Below are 4,646 nucleotides of genomic sequence, written 5' to 3' on the forward strand. Positions count from 1 at the left end.
CGGCAGGAACGACTGCACGGCGTTGAGCACGACGTAGTCGCCGCAGCCGGGACACCAGCGGACCTCCTGGTCCGACTTGTAGTCCTTCGCCTTCTGCGGTTCGGTCTCGGTCGGCACGAGGTCCAGGCCGCCGAGTGTGGGAATCCCCAGATCGATCGCGGTCATCAGGACGTCTCGTACGCCAATTCGGATAATTTGCTATTCAAGGCGCAGGTATTGATCGATGCGAGAGATTTACGATGCCGCTTCACAGGTGAAGGTATTGTGATCGGTGCGTCAAGGCTGTGATCGGGGACGCTCCGGCGCGAGTCTTGGTGCGATTTTTTCACAACCTGAGTCGCCACCTTGCGGACGTCGCGGCAACCAGTTTGTGACGTCTCACCATTTACGGCATCACACATGTGCCGCTCCTCGGCTCTTCCAGGACGAACGATTCTCGGCGTTGGTGGGCGCGGCCTAGGGTGGTGGCCGTCAGACGATGATGCGGCATGCTGGCTGCGGCGGCCTGAAACTCTGGACAAAAGTGCAACGATCATCGATGAACGGACGGCTGGCCCTCCATGCGTCACCCGTGCTTGCGATGTTGTCGGAACCACGATTTGGCCTGAAGTGCCCCCGTCCACCGGCGTGGACGCCGAGGCGAGGGATCGAGTCAACCGCTCTCCCTGACCGGCAGGGCCGCGGTCCGTATCACGCCACCGCTGAAGAACCCCTGTCGTAGTCGTTGGGGTCGGCACCGCGGTCGAGTTCAGCGCCCGTCGGTATGCGGCCTTTCGCCGTTTCAGTGAGGTGGCAGAATCACATCTGCCGCTCGGCGGTCGCCTCAGCCGACTCGACTGCCTCGTCGGCAGCCACTGCGGGACTGGTGATCTCGGCACCTGCCGTACCCGGCTCATCTTCCGCTCTCGCAGCTCCTCTCCGCTCGCAGGCCTCGCTGTGTCCTGTTGAGCGGCTCGACGGAAAGCGGGGGCAAGCCGCGGCAGTGAGTGCGAAGACGTCGGGTTCCGGCGCCATGCAAGGAACCCGCGCCGCGGAGGCGATCGATCTCCACCGCGTGCTCGTCGGGTGACGCTGTGGTGGGTGACCACTGCGCTGATCGCGGTCCTCGTCCTCCACTGACAATTACGTTCCCCCCACCACCTCCGCTCCAACGTCGGTGACAACCTCCTTCCGACTGCTACGTTCGCCCGCCGCTCTAGGTGTGCGCGACCGGCTTCGAGGACGGAACGACGGTCGGGCCGGGCGAGTGTGAGGTCACTGCGGCCGGCTTGTGGTGATGCCGCCGTCGGTGTCGATGGATCGGTGGTACGGGAGATCGGCAATCCGGGTGGGTGGGTCGGGGTCTTCTCTTTTGAAGGTTTTTTCTTTGCGGGTGAACTCGTAGTGGTCGCTGTAGTCGACGAGGATGGTTCCGTGGGGGTTGGTGGTGGGGTCGAAGGCGTTGTCGAGGGCGATGTAGGCGGTGGCGCCGATGGTGGTGGTTTTGGCGGGGTTGTTTTTGTTGGGGAGGGTGACTTCGATGTCGAGGAGGACGGTGTTGACGCGGGTCTGGTCGATGCCGCCGGTGGGGAGGGTGGCGGAGTTGGCGAACGCGGTGGAGTTGCCCGCGCCTTCGGCGGTGATCTGCTCGGGGTTGGCTCCGCGTCCGGCGTGCATGTTGTAGGCGGGGTAGTGGGGGTGTCTTTGTTTCCAATGGTTTTCGAGGTCGTGGCGTCCGGCTATCTGGCTGGGGACGATGTAGACCTTGCCGAGGTGGGCGCCGGCGTAGATGCCGAGGACGCGGCCGTTGCGGAGGGCTGGTTGCCGGTCGTGGGGGACGGTGCCTGGTGGGTGAGTGAGGTAGAGGCCGAGTTGGCCGACGAGACGTTGTTCGTGGGCGGCGACGTGTTCGGGCAGCACCTGACCGACGTAGACGGGTCGGTCAGGATCGGTCGGGCCCAGGGCTGCTTCGGTGATCGTGCCGGGGGTGGGGTTGGTGGAGGTGCGGACGATGCGGCGGATCTCGGCGGTGAGGTTCTCTTCCAGGGTGCGGAAGATCCGGGTGAACGTGGCGGCGTCGGTGCGGGCGAGTTTGTGGTCGTCGGGGTCCGCGGCGATCCTTTTGAGGTTGTTCTTCCCGTTGACGATTTTCGCGGTGATCTTGTCGGCGTTGGCGCGGATCACCGGGTGGATGTCGCCGTCGGGTCCGGCGAAGCGGGGAGCGACTTTGTAGAGGGGGTCGGCGGGGTCGCGCCAGTAGAACATGTCGTCCATGCCGTGGATGGGGCGCAGGCCGTAGCGGAGGGCGCGGGAGACGTAGGTGTCGGCCGGTCCTTCGGGGGCGGCGAGCTCGGTGCGTCGTCGTCCTTGGTCTTCCCATACGGTTCTGATCTCGCGTTGGGTCACGATCCGGCCGGACAGTTCTTCGGCCTGGGCGGGGGAAATCGACCAGCCGGACATTTTCGCGATCCAGTCCCCGGGGTAGTGCGGGGCCCGGGCGGTGGCCCAGTCTCGGACCAGGCTCTGGGTGGTGATCGAGGTCGGTAGTCCCGCGCTGTCGCGGGTCAGGTCCAGGCCGGGCAGGCGGGCCGTCCGCAAATGTTCCAGCAGCGCCCACAGCGAAGGGTGGCTCCGGTTCTTCTCCGGGTCGAACCCGACGACGAATTCCCGGATGTCGGCGGGGATCACGAACTCCGGCCCGCTCGTACCGGGCAGGGTCTTGCGCCGCTTCGACGGCCGAATCTGCAGCTGGGACACCGCCTCATGCGTGGAGGTGGCCGCTGGTTCAGCGCCGGGGCGGGCAGCGGTCCGCCACCGGTAGACCGTTGTTGGTGTGACAAGGCCTCCGGAGTGTTCGGCTGCTTCCGCGGCCTTCAGCCGCCGATCGCCGGTGGCGGTGGCGAGGACCCAGTTTTTGACCAGGGCGTGGCCTCGGGGTGGAAGTTCGTTGTTTCTGTTGGGGGTGAGGTCTGTTGTGGTGGCGTGGTTGTTGTGGAGGAGGAATTGTTTGAGTGTTTCGGTGGTGCCGGGGGTGCGTCGCCAGGCGCTGGTGGTGGTGAGGGTGTCGGAGTCGGGCAGTTCTGTTCCGCCCGCGGCAAGAAGTGCTTTTTGGCGCCATCGGAGCACTGATGCCGGCGAGACGAGGCCTCCGGAGTGTTCGGCCGTATCGGTGCTGCTCAGGTTCTCGGCGCCGGTGGTGATCGCCCAGTTTTTGACCAGGGCTTGGCCTCGGGGTGGAAGTTCGCCTCTTGCGTCGGGGGTGAGGCCTGTTTCGGTGGCGTGGTTGTTGGTGAGGAGGAATTGTTTGAATGTTTCGGTGGTGCCGGGGGGCCGTCGCCAGGCGCCTGTGGTGGTGAGGGTGTCCGCGTCAGGTCTTGCCGCCTCGCCTCTTTCCAGCAGTTCTTTCCGGCGCCATCGGAACACTGTTGCCGGCGTGACGAGGCCTCCGGAGTGTTCGGCGGTATCGGGAGCGCTCAGGTTTTCGGCGCCGGTGGTGATCGCCCAGTTTTTGACCAGGGCTTGGCCTCGGGGTGGAAGTTCGCCGGTTTTGTTGGGGGTGAGGTCTGTTGTGGTGGCGTGGTTGTTGGTGAGGAGGAATTGTTTGAGTGTTTCGGTGGTGCCGGGGGTGCGTCGCCAGGCGCCTGTGGTGGTGAGGGTGTCCGCGTCAGGTCTTGCCGCCTCGCCTCTTTCCAGCAGTTCTTTCCGGCGCCATCGGAACACTGTTGCCGGCGAGACGAGACCACCGGACTGTTCGGCTGTGTCGGTGCCGCTCAGGTATTCGGCGCCGGTGGCGATCGCCCAGTTCTTGACCAGGGCTTGGCCTCGGGGTGGAAGTTCGCCTCTTGCGTCGGGGGTGAGGTCTGTTGTGGTGGCGTGGTTGTTGGTGAGGAGGAAGTCTTTGAGTGTTTCGGTGGTGCCGGGGGTGCGTCGCCAGGCTCCGGTGGTGGTGAGGGTGTCCGCGTCAGGTCTTGCCGCCTCGCCTCTTTCCAGCAGTTCTTTCCGGCGCCATCGGAACACTGTTGCCGGCGTGACGAGGCCTCCGGACTGTTCGGCGGTATCGGGAGCGCTCAGGTTTTCGGCGCCGGTGGTGATCGCCCAGTTTTTGACCAGGGCTTGGCCTCGGGGTGGAAGTTTGCCGGTTTTGTTGGGGGTGAGGTCTGTTGTGGTGGCGTGGTTGTTGTCTAGGAGGAATTGTTTGAATGTTTCGGTGGTACCGGGGGTGCGCCGCCAGGCGCCGGTGGTGGTGAGGGTGGCTTCGGTGGGGGTGTCGGGTGGTGCGAGGTGGAGGGTGTTGTCCAGGCCGGGGTCGGTGGTGGTGATGGTTCCGTCTGGGGTGATGTAGAGGGGGGTTTCGGTGTGGGGGACGGTGAGTTCGAGGCCGAGGTTGGTGTGGATGAGGGCTGCGAGGTCGTCGCGGTGGGTGGGTGTGAGGTCGCAGGCGAGGAGGGTGATTGTTGTGTGGTCGCCCCAGTTTGCGAGTGCCGGGGGGAGTCGGTGGAGGGTGCGGATGAGCTGGTCGGGTCGGTGGGGGATGGGGTGTGGGTGTGCGGGGAGTGCGAAGACGCCTTGTCGGTGTTGGGTGATGAGCCGGAAGACGCCGGGTTCGGGGTGGGGGAAGGCGTTGAGAACGTTGGTGGCGTAGGTGGCGGGGATGAAGGCGATGCCGC

At 65.2% G+C, this 4,646-nt stretch carries 1 protein-coding gene and 1 pseudogene; both read right to left on the minus strand.

The genetic code is table 11. The annotated features are described in order from the left end of the window. Nucleotides 1-165 (minus strand): annotated as a pseudogene (locus IE302_RS42535) (2-oxoacid:ferredoxin oxidoreductase subunit beta); the annotation flags it as partial. A 1,089-nt stretch (nt 166-1,254) separates the two neighbouring features. Next, the coding region (locus tag IE302_RS42540) for a hypothetical protein (protein ID WP_191260149.1) at nt 1,255-4,646 on the minus strand (3,392 nt) is incomplete at its 5' end.

Origin of the sequence: Amycolatopsis oliviviridis (assembly GCF_014654365.1) — a bacterium.
Taxonomy (GTDB): Bacteria; Actinomycetota; Actinomycetes; order Mycobacteriales; family Pseudonocardiaceae; genus Amycolatopsis; species Amycolatopsis oliviviridis.